22 protein-coding genes and 1 riboswitch are annotated in these 23,098 nt (G+C 70.0%); of the genes, 18 read left to right on the forward strand and 4 right to left on the reverse strand.

All coding sequences use genetic code 11. The annotated features are described in order from the left end of the window. Positions 1-6 precede the first annotated feature (6 nt). Positions 7-1,917: a DNA helicase RecQ gene (recQ, locus tag AC1RAA_RS26125; RefSeq protein ID WP_492731337.1), complete on the reverse strand. Its 1,911-nt coding sequence runs from the start codon at positions 1,915-1,917 to the stop codon at positions 7-9. Positions 1,918-2,223: 306 nt separating this feature from the next. On the opposite strand from recQ, the gene AC1RAA_RS26130 reads away from it, so the two are divergent. The 17 genes from AC1RAA_RS26130 to AC1RAA_RS26210 all read left to right on the forward strand — a co-directional run bounded on the left by AC1RAA_RS26130 (position 2,224) and on the right by AC1RAA_RS26210 (position 19,402). Continuing rightward, on the forward strand, positions 2,224-3,192 hold the full coding sequence (locus AC1RAA_RS26130) for an ABC transporter substrate-binding protein (protein WP_492687201.1): 969 nt from the start codon (positions 2,224-2,226) through the stop codon (positions 3,190-3,192). A gap of 13 nt (positions 3,193-3,205) precedes the next feature. Further along, on the forward strand, positions 3,206-4,051 hold the full coding sequence (locus AC1RAA_RS26135) for an ABC transporter permease (protein ID WP_370681937.1): 846 nt from the start codon (positions 3,206-3,208) through the stop codon (positions 4,049-4,051). Further along, positions 4,036-4,830 (forward strand): ABC transporter ATP-binding protein, encoded by a 795-nt coding sequence (locus AC1RAA_RS26140; protein WP_062481286.1) that lies wholly within the window; start codon positions 4,036-4,038, stop codon positions 4,828-4,830. Before AC1RAA_RS26135 ends, AC1RAA_RS26140 begins: the two co-directional genes overlap by 16 nt. A 7-nt stretch (positions 4,831-4,837) precedes the next feature. Beyond that, positions 4,838-5,575, forward strand: a complete 738-nt coding sequence (gene hutC, locus AC1RAA_RS26145; protein ID WP_062481289.1) for a histidine utilization transcriptional repressor HutC — start codon at positions 4,838-4,840, stop codon at positions 5,573-5,575. 71 nt (positions 5,576-5,646) lie between these two features. Further along, on the forward strand, positions 5,647-7,209 hold the full coding sequence (hutH, locus tag AC1RAA_RS26150) for a histidine ammonia-lyase (protein ID WP_492731339.1): 1,563 nt from the start codon (positions 5,647-5,649) through the stop codon (positions 7,207-7,209). A gap of 37 nt (positions 7,210-7,246) precedes the next feature. Then, positions 7,247-8,974, forward strand: coding sequence for a urocanate hydratase (gene hutU, locus AC1RAA_RS26155; RefSeq protein ID WP_492731341.1), 1,728 nt, complete (start codon positions 7,247-7,249; stop codon positions 8,972-8,974). Positions 8,975-9,045: 71 nt separating this feature from the next. Further along, complete coding sequence (locus AC1RAA_RS26160; RefSeq protein ID WP_307589766.1) at positions 9,046-9,885, forward strand: phytanoyl-CoA dioxygenase family protein; 840 nt, start codon at positions 9,046-9,048, stop codon at positions 9,883-9,885. A gap of 133 nt (positions 9,886-10,018) precedes the next feature. Next, a complete protein-coding gene (locus AC1RAA_RS26165) occupies positions 10,019-10,753 on the forward strand; it encodes an IclR family transcriptional regulator (protein ID WP_492731343.1) in 735 nt (244 codons plus the stop codon). A gap of 58 nt (positions 10,754-10,811) precedes the next feature. Then, positions 10,812-11,564, forward strand: coding sequence for a transporter substrate-binding domain-containing protein (locus AC1RAA_RS26170; protein ID WP_489060354.1), 753 nt, complete (start codon positions 10,812-10,814; stop codon positions 11,562-11,564). Between the two features lie 7 nt (positions 11,565-11,571). Further along, a complete protein-coding gene (locus tag AC1RAA_RS26175) occupies positions 11,572-12,240 on the forward strand; it encodes an amino acid ABC transporter permease (protein WP_062482282.1) in 669 nt (222 codons plus the stop codon). Beyond that, positions 12,237-12,809 carry a HutD/Ves family protein gene (locus tag AC1RAA_RS26180; RefSeq protein ID WP_492731345.1) on the forward strand — a complete coding sequence of 191 codons (573 nt, stop codon included), beginning with the start codon at positions 12,237-12,239 and terminating at the stop codon, positions 12,807-12,809. The genes AC1RAA_RS26175 and AC1RAA_RS26180 overlap by 4 nt, the downstream gene beginning before the upstream one ends. Before the next feature lie 23 nt (positions 12,810-12,832). After that, a complete protein-coding gene (gene hutI, locus AC1RAA_RS26185) occupies positions 12,833-14,089 on the forward strand; it encodes an imidazolonepropionase (protein WP_492731347.1) in 1,257 nt (418 codons plus the stop codon). After that, positions 14,086-15,468 (forward strand): formimidoylglutamate deiminase, encoded by a 1,383-nt coding sequence (locus AC1RAA_RS26190; protein WP_492731348.1) that lies wholly within the window; start codon positions 14,086-14,088, stop codon positions 15,466-15,468. Before hutI ends, AC1RAA_RS26190 begins: the two co-directional genes overlap by 4 nt. Before the next feature lie 6 nt (positions 15,469-15,474). Continuing rightward, positions 15,475-16,296: an N-formylglutamate deformylase gene (gene hutG, locus AC1RAA_RS26195; RefSeq protein WP_062482294.1), complete on the forward strand. Its 822-nt coding sequence runs from the start codon at positions 15,475-15,477 to the stop codon at positions 16,294-16,296. Then, positions 16,293-17,450 carry a histidinol-phosphate transaminase gene (locus AC1RAA_RS26200; RefSeq protein ID WP_492731350.1) on the forward strand — a complete coding sequence of 386 codons (1,158 nt, stop codon included), beginning with the start codon at positions 16,293-16,295 and terminating at the stop codon, positions 17,448-17,450. The genes hutG and AC1RAA_RS26200 overlap by 4 nt, the downstream gene beginning before the upstream one ends. A gap of 56 nt (positions 17,451-17,506) precedes the next feature. Beyond that, a complete protein-coding gene (locus AC1RAA_RS26205; protein ID WP_062482298.1) occupies positions 17,507-18,556 on the forward strand; it encodes a homocysteine S-methyltransferase family protein in 1,050 nt (349 codons plus the stop codon). A gap of 78 nt (positions 18,557-18,634) precedes the next feature. Next, entirely contained in the window at positions 18,635-19,402 is a 768-nt protein-coding gene (locus AC1RAA_RS26210; protein ID WP_492731352.1) for an SH3 domain-containing protein, read from the forward strand. Positions 19,403-19,408: 6 nt separating this feature from the next. Here the strand turns inward: AC1RAA_RS26210 and AC1RAA_RS26215 are convergent, their stop codons facing one another. Then, positions 19,409-20,329, reverse strand: coding sequence for a LysR family transcriptional regulator (locus tag AC1RAA_RS26215; RefSeq protein WP_062474000.1), 921 nt, complete (start codon positions 20,327-20,329; stop codon positions 19,409-19,411). A 102-nt stretch (positions 20,330-20,431) separates the two neighbouring features. On the opposite strand from AC1RAA_RS26215, the gene AC1RAA_RS26220 reads away from it, so the two are divergent. After that, positions 20,432-20,869 carry a PACE efflux transporter gene (locus AC1RAA_RS26220; protein WP_062473998.1) on the forward strand — a complete coding sequence of 146 codons (438 nt, stop codon included), beginning with the start codon at positions 20,432-20,434 and terminating at the stop codon, positions 20,867-20,869. Between the two features lie 21 nt (positions 20,870-20,890). On the opposite strand, the gene AC1RAA_RS26225 is transcribed toward AC1RAA_RS26220, so the two are convergent. Together AC1RAA_RS26225 and AC1RAA_RS26230 are read right to left on the reverse strand one after the other, a co-directional pair. Continuing rightward, the gene (locus AC1RAA_RS26225; RefSeq protein WP_492731354.1) at positions 20,891-21,802 is read right to left on the reverse strand and encodes a lipase secretion chaperone; all 912 of its coding nucleotides are present in this window, start codon (positions 21,800-21,802) and stop codon (positions 20,891-20,893) included. Between the two features lie 11 nt (positions 21,803-21,813). Beyond that, positions 21,814-22,869 carry an esterase/lipase family protein gene (locus tag AC1RAA_RS26230; RefSeq protein WP_235926910.1) on the reverse strand — a complete coding sequence of 352 codons (1,056 nt, stop codon included), beginning with the start codon at positions 22,867-22,869 and terminating at the stop codon, positions 21,814-21,816. Between the two features lie 132 nt (positions 22,870-23,001). Next, positions 23,002-23,077, forward strand: a riboswitch (S-adenosyl-L-homocysteine riboswitch). Positions 23,078-23,098 lie beyond the last annotated feature (21 nt).

A 23,098-nucleotide genomic window follows, 5' to 3' on the forward strand; every position in this document is an offset into this window, starting at 1 on the left:
AGAGGGTCAGAAGGCTTCGCACACGCGAAGCACCTCTGCGCCGTAGGCCTCGAGCTTCTTCGTGCCGATCCCGCTGATGCCCTGCAGGTCTTCGAGCGTCGCGGGGGCGCGCTCGGCAATGGCGGCCAGCGTGGCGTCGTGGAAGATCACGTAGGCCGGCAGGTTGTGTTCCTTGGCCACCTCGGCGCGCCAGGCCTTGAGCGCCTCGAAGCGCTTCTTGCCCACGTCGTCCAGCGAGGCCGCCGCCGGCGACGGTGCGCCCTTGGCGGCCTTCTCGCGCCGGGGCTTGCGCTCGGCCGGCGACGACACCGACTCGCGCAGCGACACCGAGGTTTCGCCCTTGAGCACCGCGCGCGAGCCCTCGGTGAGCTTCAGCGTGTTGAACGCTTCGGCGTCCACCGCCAGCGCGCCGGTGGCGATCAGCTGGCGCAGCACGCCGCGCAGCGCCACCTCGCTGAACTCCGCGCCGATGCCGAAGGTGCTGATGCGCTCGTGGCCGAACTGCTTGACCTTCTCGGTCGCCTTGCCGCGCAGGATGTCCATGATGTGACCGGCGCCGAAGCTGATGCCGCTGAGCTGCTGCACGCGGTAGATCGTGCTCAGCAGCTTGCGCGCGGCATCGGTGCCGTCCCACACCTGCGGCGGGTTCAGGCAGTTGTCGCAGTTGCCGCAGGGCGTGCTCTTCTCGCCGAAGTAGCCCAACAGGCGCACGCGGCGGCAGTCGCTGGCCTCGGCCAGCGAGAGCAGGGCGTCGAGCTTGCCGCGCATCACCTGCTTGAACTCTTCGCCGGCCGGGCTCTCGTCGATCATGCGGCGCTGGTTCACCACGTCGTTCAGGCCGTAGGCCATCCAGGCGTCGGCGGGGGCGCCGTCGCGGCCCGCGCGGCCGGTTTCCTGGTAGTAGCCCTCGATGTTCTTGGGCATGTCGACGTGGCCGACGAAGCGCACGTCGGGCTTGTCGATGCCCATGCCGAAGGCGATGGTCGCGACCATCACGATGCCTTCTTCGCGCAGGAAGCGGTCCTGGTGCTTCTGGCGCACCGCCGCATCGAGCCCCGCGTGGTACGGCAGGGCGTTGATGCCGGCGCCCTGCAGCGTCGTCGCGAGGTCTTCCACGCGCTTGCGCGACTGGCAATAGACCACGCCCGCATCGCCCTCGTGCTCGCGCTCGATGAAGCGCAGCAGCTGCGTGGTGGCGTCTTTCTTCTCGACGATGGTGTAGCGGATGTTCGGACGGTCGAAGCTGGAGACGAACTGGCGTGCTTCTTCCAGCTGCAGCCGCTCGACGATGTCGGCGCGCGTGAGGTCGTCGGCCGTGGCCGTGAGCGCGATGCGCGGCACGCCCGGGTAGCGCTCGTGCAGCACGGTGAGCGCGCGGTACTCGGGGCGGAAGTCGTGGCCCCACTGGCTCACGCAATGCGCCTCGTCGATGGCGAACAGCGAGAGCTTGCCGCGCTCGTTCAGCGAATCGAGCTGCGACAGAAAGCGCGGCGTGTTCACGCGCTCGGGCGCCGCGTACAGCAGCGTGATCTCGCCGCGCAGCATGCGGCGTTCCACGTCCTGCGTCTGCTCCCAGTCGAGCGTTGAATTGAGGAACGCCGCGCTCACCCCCGCCTCGTGCAGCGCGCCGACCTGGTCGTGCATCAGCGCGATCAGCGGCGACACCACCACCGCCACGCCGCGCCCCGCGCGCTGCCGCGCGATGGCCGGGATCTGATAGCAGAGCGACTTGCCGCCGCCCGTGGGCATCAGCACCAGCGCGTCGCCGCCGCCCACCACGTGCTCCACGATGTCCTGCTGGGCCCCGCGAAAGCGCGCGTAGCCGAACACGTCGTGAAGGATGTCGGCGGGGGCCGCGCTGCCGGAGCTGCTGCCGTCGCTGGAAGCGTCGAAGGGGCGGGGAGCGAGGGAAGACACAGGCGGGGGTGCGAAGGGCGGGAGAGGGGGAGAAAAGGGCCGGAGCCGGGGCGGACGCCGATTGTCCCCCAGCGGCTCCGATATGACTGTGGCACGGCGTTTGCAATGGTGAACCCCGTCCCGGCACCCCTCTTGTCTAGACAGCAAACTGGGGCATTTCTCTCGGAGATGCACCAAAACAGGACTTTCGGGTTATCCTGTATATACAAGTTGGGGCGCCTGGCAACAATGCGAGGCGTGCTGCCCACATCCCCCGGGCATGTATCGCCGAGTCACCTCTCTCAAAAAATGGAACCAGGAGTCCCCATGGTCAAGACGGTAGTTGTGAAAGTCGCTTCGCTGCTGGCAGCAGGTGCATGTGCAGCGGGCATGGCCGGAACGGCCGCCGCCCAGGACACGAAGATTTCGCTCGGCATGTCCGGCTGGACCGGCTTTGCGCCGCTCTCGCTGGCCGACAAGGCCGGCATCTTCAAGAAGAACGGGCTGGACGTCGAACTCAAGATGATCCCGCAGAAGGACCGCCACCTGGCGCTGGCCTCCGGCGCGATCCAGTGCGCGGCCACCACGGTGGAGACGCACGTGGCCTGGAACGCCAACGGCGTGCCGATCGTGCAGATCTTCCAGATGGACAAGTCCTATGGCGCCGACGGCCTGGCCGTGCGCAACGACGTGAAGAGCTTCTCCGACCTCAAGGGCAAGAGCATCGGCGTGAGCGCCCCCGGCACCGCGCCGTACTTCGGCCTGGCCTGGATGCTCAGCAAGAACGGCATGAGCCTGAAGGACGTGAAGGTGGTCTCGCTCGAGCCGCAGCCCGCCGCGCAAGCTTTCGTGGCCGGCCAGAACGACGCCGCCATGACCTACGAGCCCTACCTGTCGACCGTGCGCGCCAACCCCGCCGCCGGCAAGATTTTGGCCACCACGCTCGACTACCCGATGGTGATGGACACCGTCGGCTGCGCGCCCACCTGGCTCAAGGCCAACAGCAAGGCTGCCGCCGCGCTCACCAAGTCGTACTTCGACGCGCTGGACATGATCAAGGCCGACCCTGCCAAGGCCAACGAGCTCATGGGCTCGGCCGTCAAGCAAAGCGGCGAGCAGTTCGCCAAGTCGTCGGCCTACCTGCGCTGGCAGGACAAGGCCGCCAACCAGAAGTTCTTCGCGGGCGAGCTCACCAGCTTCATGAAGGAAGCCGCGGCCATCCTGCTGGAGGCCGGCGTGATCCGCAAGGCGCCGGAAGACTATGCCGCCACCTTCGACGCCAGCTATGTCAAGTAAGGCCTTGCCGCAGATGCAACCGATGACCGCCGCCCCGGCGCGCGCCGTGACGCCGCCGCCCGCGCCTCCCGTGCGGCGTCGCGTGTTCGCGCCGCTCGAACCCATCAGCGCATCCGCGCGCACGATGCTGGGGCTGGGCTTCTTCGTGCTCTTCGTGGTGGTGTGGGGCATCGCCACGCTGGGCGGCTTCGTGTCGCCCACCTTCCTGGCGAGCCCGATCACGATGGTCAAGGAGGGCTGGCTGCTCTTCACCGAGTACGGCTTCATCGGCGACATCGGCATGACCGTGTGGCGCGTGTTCGGCGGCTTCCTGCTGGCGGCCGTCATCGCGGTGCCGCTGGGCGTGGCCATGGGCACCTGGAAGACCGTCGAGGCCTTCTTCGAGCCCTTCGTCTCGTTCTGCCGCTACCTGCCGGCCTCGGCCTTCATCCCGCTGCTCATCCTGTGGGCGGGCCTGGGCGAAATGCAGAAGCTGCTGGTGATCTTCATCGGCTCGTTCTTCCAGATCGTGTTGATGGTGGCCGTCACCGTGGGCGGCGCGCGGCGCGACCTCGTCGAGGCCGCCTACACGCTGGGCGCCAACAGCCGCGGCATCGTGGCGCGCGTGCTCATTCCGGGCGCCGCACCGGGCATCGCCGAAACGCTGCGCCTCGTGCTGGGCTGGGCCTGGACCTACGTGATCGTGGCCGAACTCATCGGCTCCTCGTCGGGCATCGGCCACATGATCACCGACAGCCAGGCGCTGTTGAACACCGGCCAGATCATCTTCGGGATCATCGTGATCGGCGTCATCGGCCTGTTGTCCGACTTCGCTTTCAAGGCGATGAATCGCCGTCTGTTTGCATGGGCTGCACTGTGAAGAATCAACTCTCCATCCAGGGCGTCTCGCGCGTCTTCACCGGCACCAAGGGCCAGCGCACGCAGGCCTTGCAGCCGATCGACTTCGAGGTGAAGGAGAACGACTTCGTCACCATCCTCGGCCCTTCGGGCTGCGGCAAATCGACGCTCTTGCGCATCGTGGCGGGGCTCGACTTCCCGACCACCGGCCAGGTGATGCTCGACGGCGAGCGCATCGAAGGCCCCGGCGCCGACCGCGGCGTGGTGTTCCAGAGCTACACGCTCTTCCCGTGGCTCACGGTGGCGCAGAACATCCGCTTCGGCCTGCGCGAGCGCGGCATGAGCGAAGCCGACCAGAAGGAACGCAGCGAGTTCTTCATCGCCAAGGTCGGCCTGCGCGGCTTCGAGCACCACTTTCCCAAGCAGCTCTCGGGCGGCATGCAGCAGCGCACCGCCATTGCGCGCGCGCTGGCCAACGACCCCAAGATGCTGCTGCTCGACGAGCCCTTCGGCGCGCTCGACAACCAGACCCGCGTGCTCATGCAGGAGTTGCTGCTGGGCATCTGGGAGTCGGCGCAGAAGACGGTGCTGTTCGTGACGCACGACATCGACGAGGCGATCTTCATGGCCAACCGCGTGGCGGTGTTCAGCGCGCGGCCGGGCCGCATCAAGACCGAGATCGCGGTCGACTTTCCGCACCCGCGCAGCTACACCATCAAGACCTCGCCCGAGTTCATGGACATCAAGGCGCGCCTGACCGAAGAAATCCGCGCCGAGTCGATGGCCGCCGCGGAACATTGAAAGCACGATGAAACGCGACCTGCCGTCCCTCGCGCTCTATGCGCAAGTCAAGGATCACATCTCCCGCAAGATCCAGGACGGCACGTGGCCGCCCGGCCACCGCCTGCCTTCCGAGAACGAGCTGGTCGCGCAGTTCGGCATGGCGCGCATGACCGTCAACCGCGCCCTGCGCGAACTCATGGAGCAGGGGCGCATCGTGCGCGTGGCCGGCGTCGGCAGCTTCGTGGCCGAGAACAAGCCGCAGTCGACGCTGCTGCAGATCGCCAACATCGCCAGCGAGATCCGCCAGCGCGGCCACGACTACCGCTGCGAGATGCTCGCGGTCGAGCGCCTCGCGGCCTCGCCCGACGTGGCCGCCTGGCTCGACCTGCGCGCGGGCGACTCGGTGTTCCACAGCGCCTGCCTGCACTTGGACAACGACACGCCCGTGCAGCTCGAGGAGCGCTACGTCAACCCGCAGGTCGTGCCCGACTTTCTCGAGCAGGACTTCACGGCCGTGCCGCCCAGCGAGTACCTGGTGCGCAACGTGCCTTTCGACCAGATCGAACACGTCGTCGATGCCGTGCTGCCCAGCGCCGAACAGGCCGAGCGGCTCGCGATGGCGCCCACCGACCCCTGCCTGCTGCTGACGCGCCGCACCTGGATCCGCAACACGCCCGTGACCTGGGTGCGCTGCCTGCATCCCGCGTCGCGCTACAGCCTGGGCAGCCGATTCAAGTCCGACGGCAACCCGACGTTCGGCTAGACAGACCGTTTTTTTTTCGACCCTCAGAGGCCCACGTTTTCTCTCGCAACCACTTGTATAGACAGGTTCACATGCCAAGCAATCACACCGCCACCCCCAACGCCACATTGACCCTCACGCCCGGCAAGGTCGACCTTGCGATGCTGCGACGCATCCAGGCCGGCGGCGTGCACCTTGCGCTCGACCCGTCGGTGCAGGACGGCATGGCCAAGGCCGAGGCCGCGGTGCGCCACATCGTCGAGAACGACGAGGTGGTCTACGGCATTAACACCGGTTTCGGCAAGCTCGCGAGCACGCGCATCGGCAACGACCACCTGGCCGAGCTGCAGCGCAACCTCGTGCTCTCGCACAGCGTGGGCACGGGCGAGCCGCTGGCCGCGCCGGTGGTGCGCATGATCCTCGCGACCAAGGCCGTGAGCCTGGCGCGCGGCCACTCGGGCGTGCGGCCCGCGCTGGTCGATGCGCTGCTGGCGCTGTTCAACGCGGGCGTCACGCCCAGCATCCCGTGCAAGGGCTCGGTCGGCGCCTCGGGCGACCTCGCGCCGCTGGCCCACATGGCCTGCGTGCTCATCGGCGAAGGCGAAGCCACGCTGGCCGACGGCAAGAAGGTCAGCGGCGCCGAAGCCATGCGCAGCATCGGCCTTGAGCCCTTCGTGCTCGGCCCCAAGGAAGGCCTGGCGCTGCTCAACGGCACGCAGGTGTCGACCGCGCTGGCGCTGGCCGGCCTGTTCGGCGCCGAAGACGTGTTCGCCGCCGCGCTGATGTCGGGCGCGCTGTCGCTCGAAGCCATCCAGGGCTCGATCAAGCCCTTCGACGCACGCATCCACGCCGCGCGCGGCCAGCCCGGCCAGATCGCCGTGGCCGGCGCCGTGCGCACGCTGCTCGACGGCAGCGAGATCGTTCCCTCGCACGCCGACTGCGGTCGCGTGCAGGACCCGTACTCGGTGCGCTGCATCCCGCAGGTGATGGGCGCCTGCCTCGACAACCTGGCCCACGCCTCGCGCGTGCTGGTCATCGAAGCCAATGCCGCATCGGACAACCCGCTCGTGTTCTGCGACACCGGCGAGGTGATCTCGGGCGGCAACTTCCACGCCGAGCCGGTTGCCTTCGCGGCCGACATCATTGCGCTGGCCGTGAGCGAAGTCGGCGCCATCGCCGAGCGCCGCCTCGCGCTGCTGCTCGACAGCGGCCTGTCGGGCCTGCCGCCCTTCCTGGTGCGCGACGGCGGCCTGAACTCCGGTTTCATGATCGCGCAGGTCACGGCCGCCGCGCTCGCCTCGGAAAACAAGTCGCACGCACACCCCGCCAGCGTCGACAGCCTGCCGACCTCGGCCAACCAGGAAGACCACGTGTCGATGGCCACCTTCGCGGCGCGCCGCCTGGGCGACATGGTCAACAACACCGCCGTGGTGGTGGGCATCGAAGCGATGGCCGCCGCGCAAGGCATCGAACTCAAGCGCAAGCTGAAGAGTTCGCCGCTGGTCGAGGCGGAATTCGCCCGCATCCGCCAGAAGGTCGCGTTCCTCGAGACCGACCGCTACCTCGCACCCGACATCGAAGCCATGCGCCTGTGGGCGCTCGCGGCCGACCTGCCGGCCGCGCTGCTCGACATCCTGCCCAGCCACTCGAAGTGATCCGTACCGACCGCCACCCGACAAGGAGAACCACGCCATGAACGCACCCGACAAATTCGCCCTGAACACCCCCACCGGCGCCGATCCGCGCCATGACCCGACCCGCGTGATCCGCGCCCCGCGCGGCACCGAGCTCAACTGCAAGAGCTGGCTCACCGAAGCGCCGTACCGCATGCTGCAGAACAACCTCGACGCCGAGGTGGCCGAGCGCCCGCAAGACCTCGTGGTGTACGGCGGCATCGGCCGCGCCGCGCGCGACTGGGCCTGCTACGACCAGATCCTCGCCTCGCTGAAGGAACTGGAAGACGACGAGACCTTGCTCATTCAATCGGGCAAGCCCGTGGGCGTGTTCAAGACGCACGCCGACGCACCGCGCGTGCTGCTCGCCAACTCCAACCTCGTGCCGAAGTGGGCCAACTGGGAGCACTTCAACGAGCTCGACCGCCAGGGCCTCTTCATGTACGGCCAGATGACGGCGGGCAGCTGGATCTACATCGGCAGCCAGGGCATCGTGCAAGGCACCTTCGAGACCTTCGTCGAAGCCGGCCGCCAGCACTACAACAACAGCCTCGCGGGCAAGTGGATCCTCACGGCCGGCCTGGGCGGCATGGGCGGCGCGCAGCCGCTCGCGGCCACGCTGGCCGGCGCTGTGTCGCTGAACATCGAGTGCCAGCAGTCGAGCATCGACTTCCGCCTGCGCACGCGCTACGTCGACAAGCAGGCGCGCGACATCGACCACGCCTTCGAACTGATCAAGCAGCATTGCGACGCCAAGGAAGCCGTGTCGATCGCGCTGCTGGGCAACGCGGCCGATATCCTTCCGGAACTGGTGAAGCGCGCGAAGGCCGGCGGCCTCAAGCCCGACCTCGTGACCGACCAGACCTCCGCGCACGACCTGATCAACGGCTACCTGCCCTCGGGCTGGAGCGTGCCGCAGTGGCAGGCCGCCATGAAGGACGCGTCGCAACACGACGCCCTGAAGAAGGCCGCCGCCCAATCGTGCGCCGTGCACGTGCAGGCCATGCTCGACTTCCAGGCCATGGGCATTCCCACGGTCGACTACGGCAACAACATCCGGCAGGTCGCGTTCGACGAAGGCGTGAAGAACGCCTTCGACTTCCCCGGCTTCGTGCCCGCCTACATCCGCCCGCTGTTCTGCGAAGGCAAGGGCCCGTTCCGCTGGGTGGCGCTCTCGGGAGATCCGGAAGACATCTACAAGACCGACGCCAAGATCAAGGAGCTGTTCCCCGAGAACACCCACACGCACCGTTGGCTCGACATGGCGCGCGAGCGCATCGCCTTCCAGGGCCTGCCCGCGCGCATCTGCTGGCTCGGCCTGGGCGAGCGCCACATCGCCGGCCTGGCCTTCAACGAGATGGTGAAGAACGGCGAGCTCAAGGGCCCGATCGTCATCGGCCGCGACCACCTGGACACCGGCTCGGTCGCCAGCCCGAACCGCGAGACCGAAGCCATGAAGGACGGCACCGACGCCGTCTCCGACTGGCCGCTGCTCAACGCCCTGCTCAACACGGCCGGCGGCGCGACCTGGGTCAGCCTGCACCACGGCGGCGGCGTGGGCATGGGCTACTCGCAGCACTCGGGCGTGGTGATCGTGTGCGACGGCACCGACGCCGCCGCCAAGCGCATCGGGCGCGTGCTCTTCAACGACCCGGCCACCGGCGTCATGCGCCATGCCGACGCGGGCTACGACATCGCCGTGGCCACCGCGAAGAAGCAAGGCCTGAAGCTGCCGATGATCAAGTAACGCCGGCAGGCGCTGCAGGTGAAGTAAAAAAGCGGGTCACCCGACACCCGACACCCGAAGGAGACCCGACGATGACCCTCGATGCTTCCGACCTGCAGCGCCGCGTGCGCGAACGCGTGGACGACGCGCTGGTGGCGCAGTTCCAGCGCGACGGCGCGGTCTGCATCCGCCAGCTGCTCACGGCCGACGAACTCGCGCTGCTTCGGGACGGCATCGAGGCGAACCTGGCGGCGCCCAGCCCGCGCGCCAAGGTCGCGAGCCGGCCCGACGACCCGGGCCGTTTCTTCGAGGACTTCTGCAACTGGCAGGAGATCGACGCCTTCGGCCGCTTCATCCGGCAGGCGCCGCTGGCGCCCCTCGCGCAGCGGCTCATGGGCTCGGACACCGTGCGCCTGTACCACGACCACCTGCTCGTGAAGGAGCCCGGCACGCGCCAGCGCACGCCGTGGCACCAGGACCAGCCCTACTACAACATCGAGGGCATGCAGAACGTCAGCATGTGGATTCCGGTCGATCCGGTGTCGCGTGCCGCCACGCTCGAGTTCGTGGCCGGCTCCCACAAGGGGCCGTGGCTCATGCCGCGCACCTTCATGGACAACCACGCCAAGTGGTTCCCCGAAGGCAGCCTCGACGACCTGCCCGACATCGAGGGCGCGCGCGAGCGCTTTCCGATCGTCGGCTGGGACATCGAGCCCGGCGACTTCGTCTGCTTCCACATGCTCACGCTGCATGCGGCCGCCGGCGTCGAGGGGCCGAACCGGCGCCGCGTGTTCTCGGTGCGCTTTTTGGGCGACGACATCCGCCACGCCCCGCGCAGCTGGAAGACCTCGCCCGATTTCCCGGGCCTGGCCGAGCGCCTGCCGGCCGGCGCGCCGATGGACGATCCGCTCTTTCCGCTGCTGGTGCGCTGAGCCCCGGTAAGACGAAGGTAGAAAGAAAAAACGCGCTCATTCCCATCGCGTGGGAATTCGGGCTTGGTCGTGAGAACGGCGAGCAAGATACTGCACGCCGCATCCACTTTCGACCGCCCAGCGATTGCCCCCGATGACGACCCCCCTTGACGCTCCCGCCCACAACGACCGCGCGCTGTTCGTGCTGTCGGTGCTGGCGCAAAGCAAGGCGGCGATGACGGCGGCCGAGCTGGTGCAGGCCACCGGCCTGTCGCAGAGCACGCTGTACCGCCAGGTCGCCACCCTGCGCCGCTGGGGCTTCGTGATGGAGTCCGAGGGCCGCTACTCGCCGGGGCCCGTCAGCGTGCAGCTGGCCAGCGGCTTCGACGGCAACTCCGACCTCGTGATGGCCGCGCGCGCCGACATGCGCGTGCTGGCGCAGCAGAGCCACGAGAGCGTGGCGCTCGTCACCCTGGTGAACGAGCGCGTCGTGTGCCTGGAGATGATCGACAGCGAACAGTCGCTGCGCTGCTCCTTCGACCGCGGCCGCAGCGTGCCCGCGCGCGACGGCGCCAGCGCCAAGTGCCTGCTGGCCCACGCGCCCGACGACGCGCGCGACCTGCTGCTCGACGGCCTGGGCGAAGCCCCCGAACGCCGCGCCGAGCGCGCCGCCGAACTCGACGCCATCCGCGCCGCCGGCCATGCCGTGACCCACGGCGAGGTCGATGCCGGCGTCTGGGGCGCGAGCGCGCCGGTACTGGCCGCGGGCCGGCGCCTGCGCGGGGCGATCACGCTCATGGCGCCGCTCACGCGCGTCGAAGGCATGGAAGCTGCATTGGTCCACATGACCGTCGTCACGGCGGCCCGCATCTCGCGCGCACTGCAGTAGCAGCCAGGCCGCTTTTCTATTTCTTTCTCCCTCCCTCACCTCCACGAAAGCCCTCCCCATGAACACCCGTCGCACCCTCGTCGCCGCCGCCCTGTCCGGCCTCGCCTTCTTCGGTTTCGCTGGCGCCGCGCAAGCCCAGGGCGAGCCGCTGCGCGTGGCCACCGACGCCACCTTCCCGCCGATGGAGTTCGTGGAAAACGGCAAGCGCACCGGCTTCGACGTGGAGCTGGTGGAAGCCATCGGCAAGACGCTGGGCCGCAAGATCGAGTGGATCGACATCGACTTCAAGGGCCTCGTGCCGGGCCTCATTTCCAAGCGCTTCGACATGGCCGTGTCGGGCATCTACATCACCGACGAGCGCAAGAAGGTCGTCGACTTCACCGTGCCGTACTACGCCGGCGGCCTCGTGGTCATGGTGAAGGACGGCAACACGACCATCAAGAAGCCGGCCGACATCAACGGCAAGAAGGTCAGCGTGCAGGTGGGCACCAAGTCGGTGGCCTACACGAAGGAGAAATTCCCGCAGGTGCAGCTGATGGAAGTCGAGAAGAACCAGGAGATGTTCAACCTCGTGGACATCGGCCGCGCCGACGCTGCCGTCACCGGCAAGCCCGCCGCCTTCCAGTACGTGCGCACGCGCGGCGGCCTGAAGGTGCTCGACGAGCAGATCACCACCGAGGAATACGGCATGGCCATCCGCAAGGACACGCCCGAGCTCACCAAGGCCGTGAACGGCGCGATCGAGAAGCTCAAGGCCGACGGCACCTACGCGGCCATCGTGAAGAAGTGGTTCAGCGCCACCGCCAAGTAAGCGCGCCATGGACTTCGATTTCTCGCCCGTCTGGCAGGGCTGGCCCGACCTGCTGCGCGGCGCGCTGGTCACGGTGGAGATCACCGCCTGCGCGCTGGCCCTGGGGTGCGTGCTGGGCCTGCTGGTCGGCATCGGCCGGCTGAACCCGAAGCGGCGCTGGATCTACGGCGTGTGCACCGCCTACGTGGCGGCGATTCGCGGCACGCCGCTGCTGGTGCAGCTGTTCATTCTGTTCTTCGGCCTGCCGCACTTCGGCATCCTGCTGCCCGCCTTTGTGTGCGGCGTGCTGGGGCTCGGCGTGTATTCGGGCGCCTACGTGTCCGAGATCGTGCGCGGCGCGATCCAGTCGATCGACAAAGGCCAGACCATGGCCGCGCAATCGCTGGGCATGACGCCCGGCGTGGCCATGCGCCAGATCGTGCTGCCGCAGGCCGTGGTGCGCATGATCCCGCCGCTGGGCAACGAGTTCATCGCGCTCATCAAGAACTCGGCGCTGGTGTCGCTCCTGACCATCCATGACGTGATGCACGAAGGCCAGAAGATCATCAGCGTGTCGTACCGCTCGCTCGAGGTGTACCTGGCCATCGCGCTCGTGTACTTCATGCTCACGGGCACGATGACGCTGATCCTGCGGCATTTCGAACAGAAGCTGCGCCAGGGCGGGTTGATGCGATGAGCGTGCAGCGTTTTTCGCGCGCGACCCTGCGCGCCACGCCCTGGAAGAACGGCGGCGGCACCACGCAGGAAATCGCCAGCTGGCCGCACGGCGCGGGGCTCGACAGCTTCGGCTGGCGCGTGAGCATCGCCACCATCGCGTCGCCCGGCCCGTTCTCGGTGTTCCCGGGCATCGACCGCCAGATCATGCTGCTCGAAGGCGACGGCGTGCGCCTCTTCACGCACGACGGCCGCGTGTCGCACCGGCTCGACGTGCCACACCAGCCCTTCGCCTTCTCGGGCGACGACCCGATCGACTGCACGCTGCTCGGCGGCGCCTCGAACGACTTCAACGTGATGGCGCGCGGAGGCCAGTGGCGCGCCGACGTGCAGGTGCTGGAACGCGCCGCCGACATCGCGCCCGCGCCGCACGGCGTGCTGCTGGCCTTGCGCGGCGAGTGGCGCTTGAATGACGGCGAAGCCCTGGGCGAAGGCGAGGGCCTGTGCTGGGCCGACGCCGCGCAGGCATGGCAGGCCGCACCGGCGAGCGACGGCGCGCGGCTGGTGGCCGTGCGCTTCGTGCCGGCCTGAGCGGCCCAAGCAAAGAACAGGAGATGACGATGACACCCCCCAGCGAATTCCCCTCGGCCGACGGCCTGTGGACCGGCCTGCGCCTGGCACCCGGTGCGGCGCCCGGCCTGAGCTTGGCGCCCGATGCCGAAGCCGCCCTCGTGGTCGCGCAGGGCACGGTCCGCTGGGTCGGTGCGCGCGCCGATCTGCCCGCCGAGTTCGCGGGGCTCGCGCCGCACGACGGCGGCGGCGCGCTCGTCACGCCCGGCCTCGTCGACTGCCACACGCACCTGGTCTACGGCGGCCAGCGCGCCAACGAGTTCGCGATGCGGCTGGCGGGCGCCACCTACGAAGAGGTGGCCAAGGCCGGCGGCGGCATCGTCTCGTCGGTGCGCGCCACGCGCGAGGCCGACGAGGACACGCTGTTCGCCCAGGCCGCCGCGCGCCTCGAGCAGCTGCTGGCCGACGGCGTCTGCGCCATCGAGATCAAGTCGGGCTACGGCCTGGCGCTCGAACACGAGCGCAAGCAGCTGCGCGTGGCGCGGCGACTGGGCGAGGCCTACGGCGTCACCGTGCGCACCACCTTCCTCGGCGCGCACGCGCTGCCGCCCGAATACGCGGGCCGCAGCGGCGACTACATCGACCTCGTCTGCCAAGAGATGCTGCCCGCGCTCGCCGCCGAAGGGCTGGTCGATGCGGTCGACGTGTTCTGCGAACGCATCGCCTTCTCGCTCGCGGAAACCGAGCAGGTCTTCCAGGCCGCCAAGGCGCTGGGCCTGCCCGTGAAGCTGCATGCCGAGCAGCTCTCGGACATGGGCGGCGCGGCGCTGGCCGCGCGCTACGGCGCGCTGTCGTGCGACCACATCGAGCACCTGTCGGCCGACGGCATCGCGGCCATGCGCCAGTCGGGCACCGTGGCCGTGCTGCTGCCCGGCGCCTACTACACGCTGCGCGACACGCACCTGCCGCCCATCGACGCGCTGCGCGCCGCGGGCGTGCCGATGGCCGTCTCGACCGACCACAACCCCGGCACCTCGCCGACGCTGAGCCTGCTGCTGATGGTCAACATGGCCTGCACGCTGTTCCGCCTCACCGTGCCCGAGGCGCTGGCCGGCGTCACCGTGCACGCCGCGCGCGCGCTGGGCCTGCAGGACACGCACGGCGCCATCGCGCCCGGCATGCCCGCCAACTTCGTGCTCTGGAACCTGCACGACGCCGCCGAGCTGGCCTACTGGTTCGGCCAGCAGCCGGTGCGCGCCGTGGTGCGCCAGGGACGCATCGCCATCGGAGCCACCGAATGACACACACGCTTTTCGCAGCCGATGCGCTGCTGCCCGCGGGCTGGACGAAGAACGTCCTGCTGTCGTGGAACGACGCCGGCCAGCTCACGCAGGTGCAGGCCGGCGCGCAACCGCCCGCGGGCGCGCAGGTGGCGACCGGCCCGGTGATCCCGGGCATGCCCAACCTGCATTCGCACGCGTTCCAGCGCGCCTTCGCCGGACTCACCGAGCACCGCGCCGAACAGCAGGACAGCTTCTGGAGCTGGCGCACGCTGATGTACCGCTTTGCCGCGCGCCTCGGCCCGCGGCACATGGAGGCCATCGCGACCTGGCTCTACGCCGAGATGCTCGAGGCGGGCTACACCAGCGTGTGCGAGTTCCAGTACGTGCATCACGACACCGACGGACGCCCCTATGCCGACGACGCGGCGCTGAGCCGCGCGCTGCTGCGCGCGGCGCAGAACACGGGCATCGGCTTCACGCTGCTGCCGGTGCTCTACCAGACCAGCGGCTTCGGCGACCAGCCACCCACCGAGGGACAGCGCCGCTTCATCCGCTCGACCGAATCGATGCTGCGCCTGCTCGACGCGCTCAAGCCCGACTGCGACGCGCAGAGCGCGCGCCTGGGCCTGGCGCCGCATTCGCTGCGCGCCGTGCCGCCCGAGGCCCTGCGCGAGGCGCTCGCCGGCCTGGACGCCATCGACCGCACCGCGCCGGTCCACATCCACATCGCCGAGCAGACGAAGGAAGTGGACGACTGCGTGGAATGGAGCGGCCTGCGCCCGGTCGAATGGCTGCTCGACCACGCGAGCGTCGATGCGCGCTGGTGCCTCGTGCACGCCACGCACATGAACGACGCCGAGTACGAATACGCGGCCCAGAGCGGCGCGGTCGCGGGCCTGTGCCCGACGACCGAGGCCAACCTCGGCGACGGCATCTTCGACTTCGCGCGCTGGCGCAGCCACGGCGGCGCCTGGGGCGTGGGCTCCGACAGCCACGCCAGCGTCAACGCGGCCGAGGAACTGCTGATGCTCGAGTACAGCCAGCGCCTGGGCCGGCGCCAGCGCAACGTCGGCGCCAGCGCGGCGCAGCCGCACGTGGCCACCGCGCTCACGCTCGAAGCCGTGCAGGGCGGGGCGCAGGCGGCGGGCCGCGCGGTCGGCGGGCTGGTCGCGGGGCAGCAGGCCGACTTCGTCGTGCTCGATGCCCATCACCTCGCGCTGCAGGGCCTGTCGGCGCCCGACATGCTCTCGGCCCATGTGTTCGCGAGCCACCGCACCTCGGCCGTCGATGCGGTCTGGGTGGCGGGTCGCCCACGCGTCACGGCCGGGCGCCACGCGCTGCATGGCGATGCCGCAGCCGCCTTCGTTGCCGCGCGCACCCAACTCCTCAAGGACTGAATTCCCATGGCCTTCACCACCACCGAACCGGCGTTCCGCTTTCGCCAGGGCACGCGCCCGCTGCTGATCTCGATGCCGCACGTCGGCACGCACGTGCCGCCCGCGCTGGCCGCGCGTTTCACCGACGAGGCGCGCCACGTGCCCGACACCGACTGGCACCTCGAACAGCTCTACGACTTCGCCGACGCGCTCGGCGCCTCGGTGCTCGTGGCCACGCACTCGCGCTACGTGGTCGACCTGAACCGTCCGCCGGACGGCGCCAGCCTGTACCCGGGCCAGAGCGTCACCGGCCTGTGCCCGGTCGACACCTTCGACGACACGCCGGTCTATGCGAAGCCCGAAGACCACCCGTCCGACGAAGAGGTTGCCGAGCGCCGCGAGGCCGTCTGGCGCCCGTACCACCAGCAGCTGCAGGCCGAGCTCGATCGCCTCACGGCCGCGCACGGCACCGTCGCGCTGTGGGACGCGCACTCGATCCGCTCCGTGCTGCCGCGCTTCTTCGAAGGCAAGCTGCCCGACCTGAACCTGGGCACCGCCGACGGCAAGAGCTGCGACCCCGCGCTGGCCGCCACGCTGCGCGGCATCGCCGAATCGGCGCCGGGCTACACCGGCGTGCTCAACGGCCGCTTCAAGGGCGGCCACATCACACGCCAGTACGGCAACCCGGCCGGCGGCGTGCACGCGGTGCAGCTGGAGATGACCCAGTCGAGCTACATGCAGGAAGCGCTGCCCTTCGACTACCTGCCCGACGTGGCCGCGGGCGTGAAGCCGCACGTGCGCCGGATGCTGGAAGCGGTGCTGGCCTTCGTCGAAGGCGGCGCCCGGTGAGCGCCGCCATCCACGCGTTCGCGCGCCCCGAGGTGCCGCCGCTGCCGCCCTACAACGCGGGGCTGTCCTCGGACGCCGTGCGCGCGCGCTACGGCGTCAGCGAGATCGCGCGGCTGGCGAGCAACGAGAACCCCTACGGCCCCAGCCCCGCGGTGGCGCGGGCGCTGGTCGACCTGGCGGCGCGCGCGGGCACCTACCCCGACGCCAACTCCACGGCGCTGCGTGCCGCCATCGCGCAGCGCACCGGTGCGCAGCCCGGCGAGGTGGTGATCGGCAACGGCTCCGAGGACATCCTGCAGATGCTGTGCCAGGCGCTGCTGTCGCCGGGCGACCGCGTGCTCACGCAGCGCCCGGCCTTCGGCCTGCACGAGATCTACCCGCGCATGATGGGCGCGCAGGTCGAGCTGCTGGCGCTCACGCCGGAACTCGGCTTCGACGTCGACGCCTGGTGCGCGGCGCTCGCGCGCGGGCCCAAGGTGGTGATGCTGGCCAACCCCTCGAACCCGGTCGGCTGCATGTTCGATGCCGGCGACTTCGCGCGCCTGCTCGCGGCGGTGCCCGCGGGCACGCTGCTGGTGGTGGACGAGGCCTATTACGAATATGCGCGGCTGGCGCCCGGCTACCCCGACGTGCTCGCCCTGCTGCGCGCATGGCAGGCGGCCGGCGAAGGCCGCTCTCCCTGGATCGTGCTGCGCACCTTCTCCAAGGCCTGGGGCCTGGCCGGCCTGCGCGTGGGCTACGGCATTGCGTCCGACGCGGCGCTGGTGCAGCTGCTCGACCGCGTGCGCACGCCCTTCAACGTGAACCTGGCGGCGCAGGCCGCGGCGCTGGCGGCCTGGGGCGACGAGGCCTTCATGGCGCAGGCGGTGGCGCGCACCGTGCAACAGCGCGAGGCGCTGGCGGCGCAGCTTCGCGCCCTGGCCGGGTCGGTCTGGCCGGGCCTGCGCATCGCGCCTTCGGCGGCCAACTTCCTGTTCGTCGACCTCGGGCGGCCCAACGCGCCGGTCAACGAGGCCCTGCTGGCGCGCGGGATCATCGTCAAGCCCTGGAAAGAGCCGGGCTTCGAGACCTTCATCCGCGTGTCGGTGGGCACCGACGCGGACAACGCGCGCTTCGTGCAGGCGCTGGCGGAGATCGCGGGCGGGCAAGGCTGACGCCGGCAAGACCCGCCTGCGCGCCGGGCCAGACCGGGGTTTTTACAATCGCGGACATGACCAAGCCCCTCATCTATACCCGCGGCCAGGCGCTGCCGGGCATCCTCGCCAACCGCATTGCCATCCTCGACGGCGCGATGGGCACGATGATCCAGCGCTTCAAGCTCACCGAAGCGCAGTACCGCGGCGAGCGCTTCAAGGACTTCGAGCGCGACGTGAAGGGCAACAACGAGCTGCTGTCGCTCACGCGCCCCGACGTCATCACCGACATCCACGAGGCCTACCTCGCGGCCGGCGCCGACCTCATCGAGACCAACACCTTCGGCGCCACCACCATCGCGCAGGAGGACTACAAGATGGCCCACCTGGCGCGCGAGATGAACCTCGAGTCGGCCAAGCTGGCGCGCGCGGCCTGCGACAAGTACAGCACGCCGGACAAGCCGCGCTTCGTGGCCGGCGCCCTCGGCCCGACCCCCAAGACGGCCAGCATCAGCCCCGACGTGAACGACCCGGGCGCACGCAATGTCGATTTCGAATCGCTGCGCGCGGCGTACTACGAGCAGACCGAAGCGCTGGTCGAAGGCGGCGCCGACGTGATCCTGGTCGAGACCATCTTCGACACGCTCAACGCCAAGGCCGCGCTGTTCGCGGTGGACGAGTACTTCGACAACAGCGGCCAGCGCCTGCCGCTGATCATCAGCGGCACGGTGACCGATGCGTCGGGGCGCATCCTCAGCGGCCAGACCGTCACCGCCTTCTGGCACAGCGTGCGCCATGCGCAGCCGCTGGCCATCGGCCTGAACTGCGCGCTGGGCGCGACGCTCATGCGCCCCTACATCCAGGAGCTGGCGCGCGTGGCGGGCGACACCTACATCAGCTGCTACCCGAACGCCGGCCTGCCCAACCCGATGAGCGACACCGGCTTCGACGAGACGCCCGACGTCACCTCGCGCCTGCTGCACGAGTTCGCGGCCGAGGGGCTGGTGAACATCGTGGGCGGCTGCTGCGGCACGACGCCGGACCACATCGCGGCGATCGGTGCGGCGGTGGCGCCTGCCAAGGGCCGCCTGCTGAACAGCAACGGCTTCTACAAAGAAGCCGCCTGACGCCGGGCGCCGCGCGCGCTCTCGGCTGATTGACGGCTCCCCGCCCCACGCCTACGCTGGGGCGCACAGGAGCCTCCCATGAACGCCACATCCTTCTTGCGCCGCGCTGCCTTGGGCGCGCTCGTTTTGCTGCTGCCGCTCGCGGCGGCGGCGCAGCAGGCCTTCACGCGCGGCGCGGTCAACCTGCGCGCCGGGCCCTCGGGCGACTACCCGCTGGTGGCACGGCTCGGGCCGGGGCAGCCGGTCGACGTGGTCGGCTGCACCAGCGGCTACGGCTGGTGCGACGTGGTGCTGCCCGACGGCGGGCGCGGCTGGGTCTGGGCCAGGAACCTCGACTACGCCTACCAGCAGCAGCGCGTGCCGTTGGCCACCTACGGCGCGGTCATCGGCGTGCCGATCGTGAGCTTCGTGATCGGCAGCTACTGGGCCGACTACTACCGCGACCGCCCCTGGTACGGCGACCGGCGCTGGTGGGGCCACCGGCCCCCGCCGCCGCCGATCGCGGGCTGGCGCCCGCCGCCGCCCGTGCACCCGGGCTGGCAGCCGCGGCCCTGGCCGGGGCCTGGCGTGCGTCCGCCCCACGGACCCGGAGTCCGTCCGCCTCATGGACCTGGGGTCCGTCCCCCGCACGGGCCGGGCATCCGGCCGCCCGTCGACCCGGGGTTCCGCCCGCCGCGCCCGCAGCCGGGCTTCCGGCCCGGGCCGCCGCCGGGCGTGTCGCATCCGCATCCGGGCGGGGGCCGGCCCGGTGGGGGCGGCGGGGGCGGCGGGGGCGGAGGAGGGCGTCCGCACGGCGGGGGCGGTGGGCACGGCGGTGGAGGCGGGCACGGCCACGGAAAGAATTGACCCGGCTCACACGGCCGGCGTCCCGATGCCGGCCGCCGCCTGCCGGTCGCGTGCGATCAGCGCCACGAAGCGCTGCGCGCCCAGCCCCAGCGGCCGTTCGCGCGACCACACCACGTCCACCCACAGGTCGAGCCCGTTGCTGAGGTTCTCGAACGGGATCTCGACCAGCGCGCCCGCCGCCACGTGCGGCCGCGCGAAGTTGCGCGGCAGCCAGCCCCAGCCCAGCCCGGCGGTGATCAGGCTCAGCGCGGCCAGCGCGTTGTCGGTGCGCCAGACATGCCGCGCGAACACGAAGCGCGGGTCGCTGGTGGCCAGGTCGCGCCCCGCGACCACGATCTGGCGCGTGTTCGTCAGGTGCTCCTCGCGCAGGCGCCCGCCGGCCGCCGCGCGCAGCACCGGGTGCTCGGGCGCCATCACGGCCACCATGGTGTCGCTGCCCACCTCCTGGAAGCCCTCGCGGCCGTCGAGGCTGGGGCGCTCGAACACCAGCGCCAGCTGCGCCCGGCCGCTGTGCAGGAGCGCCAGCGCGTCGGCCTGGGGCGCGGCCAGCACCTCGACCTGCAGCAGCGGGTAGTCGTCGGCCAGCGCGGCCAGCGGCCCGCTCCAGGGCGCGGCCAGCAATTCGGGCGCGATGGCCAGCGTGAGCCGGTCTTCCAGCCCCTGCGTGAGCGCCAGCGCCTGCACCTGCAACTGCCGCAGCTGGGCCGCGAGCAGCCGCGCCTGCGGTTCGAGCGAGCGCGCGGCGGACGTGGGCTGGGGCTCGCGACCGCTGCGGTCGAACAGCGGCAGCGCCAGCTCGGCCTCCAGGTTGGCGATGGCCATGCTCACGGCCGACGGCACCTTGCGCAGCGCCCGCGCGGCGGCCGAGAACGAGCCGTGGTCGATCACGGCCAGGAAGACCTCGACGTTGTCGCTGGAGAAAGCCATGGCGTGCCGATCTATCAATAAAACTGAAATAAGTTAACTTTTTATATCAACTAAAAGCAAATAAAGTCCCTCCATCGCAGTCAAACACACAGAGAAACAGTCATGCAGGGCCTTCAGCGTCGGATCGTTTACATCTCCCTCTACGAGGGCATCGCCATCGTGGCGGCCAGCGCCGGCCTGGCCCTGATGTCGGACGCGGGGCTCGGCCACTCGGGCCTGCTGGCGGTGGGCGCCTCGGTCATCGCGGTGATCTGGAACCTGACCTTCAACGCCCTGTTCGAGCGCTGGGAGTCGCGCCAGGCGGTGCGCGGGCGCAGCCTGAAGCGCCGCATCGCCCACGCCATCGGCTTCGAGGGCGGCCTGATCGCCTTCCTGGTGCCGATGCTGGCCTGGGGCCTGGGCGTGTCGCTCTGGCAGGCGCTGGTGATGGACCTGGGCCTGGTGGTGTTCTTCCTGGTCTACACCTTCGTCTTCAACTGGGCCTTCGACCGCGTGTTCGGCCTGCCGGCCTCGGCCATGGGCGAAGCGCAGCCTGCGTAAGCCTGCGCTTACTTAGCCGATTCACTTTGCCGGCTTGGGCGCGGCGGCCGAGCGCATCGCCAGGGCCCCGCTCAGGCGCAGGCGCTCGTTCTCGTTGAAGAGCGTCTCGCGCAGCAGGGCCCGCTCGGCCTCGGGCGCGCTGGCGTAGCGGTCGAGCCGGGCGTTCCATTCCTGGGTTTCCTGGTCGAGCGTGGCCAGGCCGCGCGCCACCTCGTAGCCGTAGGCCTCGCTGCGCGCGGCAAAGCGCTCCTGGGGGCTGGCGCCGCGCGCCTGCAGCGCCTCGGTCTGGCGCATCACGTCCAGATGGGCCACCGCCTCCTTGCGCACCTCGCGCTGCGCGGGCGACAGCCAGGCCTGCTCGCTTTGGGCCAGCGCCGCGGCGCGCTGTTCGGGCGTGAGGCCGGGGTTGGACAGCAGTTCCATCTTCTCGGCCATGAACTGGTCCTGCCGGATCTGGTCGCCGAACAGGCCTTCGATTTCCTCGGGCGCGAAGAACTGCCGGCGCACCGCTTCGCGCGCCTCCAGGCTGCGCCGCAAAAAGGCCGGGTCGCCGGGCGCGGGCGGCTGCAGGGTGCGCAGGGCCTCCTGCATGTCGACGTAGCGCTCCAGCAGGGCCAGCGCGCGCACGCGCCAGTCCTCGCGCAGGCGCTGGGCGAGCAGGGCGGGCGCGCGGGCCATCAGCGTGGCCTTGCTGTCGGCCTGCGCTTCGGCGAGCACCTGGTCGAAGAGGGTGATGAGGTCGCTGGTGAGCAGGGCGTCGGGGGCCGCGGCGGTGGACTGCGCCGGCCGAGGCGCGGTGGGCACCGCGACTGCCGCCGTGGCACGGGGCGCGGCGGCCTGCGGCGCATCGACCGCCCCGGGGCCGAGCGCCAGCCAGCCGGTCCCCGCGGCCACCAGCGCGACGGCGCCGATGGTCAAGGCCACATCGCGCATGCGCAGCGTCCTCAGAGCCCCGCGCTCTTGAGTCGCGCGGCCTGTTCCCTGAACAGCTCCGGCGGCTTCTTCTCGTAGTACGGGAACTGGCTGCCGTAGGTGTTGCCGAAGGCCTGGTTCACCTCGTCCAGGTGGTTCTGGCGGTAGTCGCCCAGGTGGGTGCCCAGGCGCGTGGTGCAGACCGCGAGCAGGCCGTCGTTGGCCTCGCCGAAGAAGAACAGGCTGCCCAGGGTCGACAGCGCCGTGTCGCTCGGGTCGAACAGGTTGAAGCTGGTCGACACGCCCGACCACGAGTAGTAGCGCACGCCGTTGGCCACGGCCGCGCCGCTCTTCACGTCGCACGACGAGCCCGGCGCGGGGCGTCCCTGCGGGAACTTGGCGTCGAAGGCCGCGCCGCCCGCCGTGGTCAGCGAGGCCAGCGCGTTCAGCGGCACCTCGGGCAGCTGGCTCGGGTCCTTGCCCGAGAGAAAGCCGATCAGCCCCGTCAGCAGGCCGACGGCCTTCACCACCAGGGTCTGGCCGATGCCGCCTTCGGGCAGCTTGGCCAGCAGGTCGGCCACCTTCGAGCCGCCGTTGGCGCCGCCCACCGACGTGACCGAGGCCACCATGTCGGGTGCCACCGCCGCCACGTAGCGCACCGTGGGCGAGCCCTGCGAATGGCCGATGAGGTTGAACTTGAGCGTGGGGTTCTGCTCCAGCGCGCGGATGGTCTTGAGCTCCTGCAGCAGCTGTTCGCCGCGGATCTCGGAGGTGTTGGTGCCCGACACCTGCGCCACGTACACCTTGGCGCCCGCTGCGGCCAGCCTGCCGGGGATGTCGTAGAAGTAGTCGACGCCCAGCAGGTTGTCGAAGCCCAGCAGGCCGTGGACCAGCACGATCGGGTACTTCGTCTTCGCCGTGTCGGAGGTGACGCGGGCCTCGACGCGCGTGGCGCTGTCGCCGGCGGCGGCGCGCGCCGGTGGCGCATGAACCGCGAGGGCCGCGGCGGCCAGGAGGCCGCAGCTCAAGGCCACGGCGCGCATCGGGGTGGCTGCATGCTGCAACCGGACATTCCACTTCCTGGCCATCGGCGAACTCCCTTACGTTTGGTTAAAAACACGAACGTTCGTTCAGAAACGGTGGGCGCATTCTGTTGACACGTGCAGGAATGAAAACTGGGGTTTTCCCAGGGCGCAATCGAATCGACCTAAAATGCGCGACTTCCCAAGGAGCGTTGCAGCGGTTCGCCACAGAGGCGAATCGTCAGGCTTGGGGCGACAACGACGCTCGCCTGTCCGACTCTTCCGCAGGTGAGGC

This window comes from Variovorax sp. GW823-FHT04F07, assembly GCF_058795995.1.

Excerpts from the sequence above, each read along its gene's own strand:
- AC1RAA_RS26180 (WP_492731345.1), top strand. The coding sequence starts at position 12,237 with ATGAGCGTGCAGCGTTTTTCGCGCGCGACCCTGCGCGCCACGCCCTGG.
- AC1RAA_RS26205 (WP_062482298.1), top strand. The coding sequence starts at position 17,507 with ATGACCAAGCCCCTCATCTATACCCGCGGCCAGGCGCTGCCGGGCATC.
- hutH (WP_492731339.1), top strand. The coding sequence starts at position 5,647 with ATGCCAAGCAATCACACCGCCACCCCCAACGCCACATTGACCCTCACG.
- hutU (WP_492731341.1), top strand. The coding sequence starts at position 7,247 with ATGAACGCACCCGACAAATTCGCCCTGAACACCCCCACCGGCGCCGAT.
- hutI (WP_492731347.1), top strand. The coding sequence starts at position 12,833 with ATGACGATGACACCCCCCAGCGAATTCCCCTCGGCCGACGGCCTGTGG.
- AC1RAA_RS26230 (WP_235926910.1), bottom strand. The coding sequence starts at position 22,869 with ATGGCCAGGAAGTGGAATGTCCGGTTGCAGCATGCAGCCACCCCGATG.
- AC1RAA_RS26165 (WP_492731343.1), top strand. The coding sequence starts at position 10,019 with ATGACGACCCCCCTTGACGCTCCCGCCCACAACGACCGCGCGCTGTTC.
- AC1RAA_RS26160 (WP_307589766.1), top strand. The coding sequence starts at position 9,046 with ATGACCCTCGATGCTTCCGACCTGCAGCGCCGCGTGCGCGAACGCGTG.
- AC1RAA_RS26135 (WP_370681937.1), top strand. The coding sequence starts at position 3,206 with ATGCAACCGATGACCGCCGCCCCGGCGCGCGCCGTGACGCCGCCGCCC.
- AC1RAA_RS26170 (WP_489060354.1), top strand. The coding sequence starts at position 10,812 with ATGAACACCCGTCGCACCCTCGTCGCCGCCGCCCTGTCCGGCCTCGCC.
- hutG (WP_062482294.1), top strand. The coding sequence starts at position 15,475 with ATGGCCTTCACCACCACCGAACCGGCGTTCCGCTTTCGCCAGGGCACG.
- AC1RAA_RS26215 (WP_062474000.1), bottom strand. The coding sequence starts at position 20,329 with ATGGCTTTCTCCAGCGACAACGTCGAGGTCTTCCTGGCCGTGATCGAC.
- AC1RAA_RS26210 (WP_492731352.1), top strand. The coding sequence starts at position 18,635 with ATGAACGCCACATCCTTCTTGCGCCGCGCTGCCTTGGGCGCGCTCGTT.
- AC1RAA_RS26220 (WP_062473998.1), top strand. The coding sequence starts at position 20,432 with ATGCAGGGCCTTCAGCGTCGGATCGTTTACATCTCCCTCTACGAGGGC.
- AC1RAA_RS26225 (WP_492731354.1), bottom strand. The coding sequence starts at position 21,802 with ATGCGCGATGTGGCCTTGACCATCGGCGCCGTCGCGCTGGTGGCCGCG.
- AC1RAA_RS26190 (WP_492731348.1), top strand. The coding sequence starts at position 14,086 with ATGACACACACGCTTTTCGCAGCCGATGCGCTGCTGCCCGCGGGCTGG.
- hutC (WP_062481289.1), top strand. The coding sequence starts at position 4,838 with ATGAAACGCGACCTGCCGTCCCTCGCGCTCTATGCGCAAGTCAAGGAT.
- AC1RAA_RS26175 (WP_062482282.1), top strand. The coding sequence starts at position 11,572 with ATGGACTTCGATTTCTCGCCCGTCTGGCAGGGCTGGCCCGACCTGCTG.
- AC1RAA_RS26140 (WP_062481286.1), top strand. The coding sequence starts at position 4,036 with ATGGGCTGCACTGTGAAGAATCAACTCTCCATCCAGGGCGTCTCGCGC.
- AC1RAA_RS26130 (WP_492687201.1), top strand. The coding sequence starts at position 2,224 with ATGGTCAAGACGGTAGTTGTGAAAGTCGCTTCGCTGCTGGCAGCAGGT.